At 34.9% G+C, this 1523-nt stretch carries 3 protein-coding genes; 1 reads left to right on the top strand and 2 read right to left on the bottom strand.

Annotated features, from left to right (window positions below):
- Positions 1-441 (bottom strand): YceD family protein (locus ACJML3_RS03260; protein ID WP_406020580.1); only part of this gene is annotated, 441 nt, incomplete at its 3' end.
- A 170-nt stretch (positions 442-611) separates the two neighbouring features.
- On the opposite strand from ACJML3_RS03260, the gene ACJML3_RS03255 reads away from it, so the two are divergent.
- On the top strand, positions 612-1304 hold the full coding sequence (locus ACJML3_RS03255) for a hypothetical protein (RefSeq protein ID WP_406020578.1): 693 nt from the start codon (positions 612-614) through the stop codon (positions 1302-1304).
- Here the strand turns inward: ACJML3_RS03255 and ACJML3_RS03250 are convergent.
- Positions 1305-1523, bottom strand: a 219-nt coding sequence (locus tag ACJML3_RS03250) for an HAD family hydrolase (protein WP_406020576.1), incomplete at its 5' end; no start/stop codon positions are given.

Here is a 1523-nt window from a genome sequence, read left to right as displayed (position 1 = left end):
GTTTTCAATACACTCAGGATCATCCTCATCGTGTGAGGTAATAAAAGGTATTTCTAAAAGAAGGCAGTCTTCAAGAAAATCTAGCAGATTGAAAGTACCGTCATCGTTGAGTTCAACTATATCAAGTTTCTGATCAATCTTAAGACTTTTTGCCTTCTGCTCATCGCAGGTACTTGAAAAAGTACTGTTAAGCTCTTTTACAAACTCCTTAGAACATCTCTGGCATACAAATGTAACTTTTGCCTTCAGGCTGCCTTCAATAGTTGAAAGCCCCTGAAGATCTTTAAAGAATCTGAAATTTGCTTCAATTGGCTCTAATATTGAGCAGCATGATTCACTAAGCCTTGGAAAATGCTCTTGTTCAATCTTTACACTGTACTGAGCACTACTTCCTACTGCCTTATCAAAACTAATAACCTTGCTAAATGGTAATTCCTGCATGCTTATATCCTGAAAACTGTTAATACATGGTGCAAATTATACAGTAGTTTATGCTATGTAGTGTAGAGTACAAATTTTTATATACACACATCAAAAAATTTTCTTTTTTTTCAACGTTTTTACAATTAACATTTATACTTAAATTGTCCATACAGTATATTGGAGTATCAATGAAAGCATTATCTGTTTTTGCAGCAGCCCTGGCCTTGATTTATACAGCTAGCTCAAATGCATATGTTCTTACAGAAAAATTTGTGACTGAACATTACGGTGTTTATGAGGCAATTTTAGGAAAGACTGAAATTTACAATGATAATCTTGAACAGATTATGATAAAGGACATGACAGCAAGAAAGAAGTTTCAGACTACTACCATTGTTTTTAACTATTCATCAAAAGGACTTTCAAGCACTATTAAGGAGCCGGCTGTCTCTGTCATAACAACTGAGCAGTACAATAACACAATACCTGCAACTGTAAATATCAGTAAAGATAACAGATATGCAACCTATAGCGGAATTTTTGTAACTCAAAAGCAGTTATCTGAAATGGCTAACAACAAAACAATGCAGCCATACTTTTTAGAGCTTTCAAAAGTTCCTCTAGTTTTATCTGATCTTGAGGTTCAGAGTGTAAGCAGAAATTTTGAGAATAAGCTTTTTATTACCAATGATATAAAGGGAGCTGTTTTCGATATTCAGCTTATTGACAGTATTTTCTATACAAAAGAAAAAATGAATGATCTTAACTCTAACTGCAAAATCAATGTTCTTTTTATCACAGACAGAGCAACAGATAACTATCCATTCATGTTTGCAGGTCACGGTGCACTAAACGATATGAAGTGCACCAAAGGAAAATAACTAGAGATATGAGGTCAGATCGCCTATGCTTTTTAGCAGCATATCAGGATTGAGTGTCAAAAGAGCCTCTCCTGACCATACTCCAGTCTGAACTCCTAAAGACATGCTTGATGCATTCTGGTACATTTTTATATCAAGACCAGAATCTCCAACTCCAAGTGTGTCTTTTTCGCTGACATTGAGTCTTGAACATACCTTGTACATCATCATAGGTTCAGG

The organism is Succinivibrio sp. (genome assembly GCF_045124615.1).
Lineage (GTDB): Bacteria > Pseudomonadota > Gammaproteobacteria > Enterobacterales > Succinivibrionaceae > Succinivibrio > Succinivibrio faecicola.
This window is presented reverse-complemented; position numbering and strand designations above follow the sequence as displayed.

Bases quoted from the DNA above. Each gene is read 5' to 3' on its own strand.
- ACJML3_RS03255 (WP_406020578.1), top strand. From the start codon at position 612: ATGAAAGCATTATCTGTTTTTGCAGCAGCCCTGGCCTTGATTTATACA.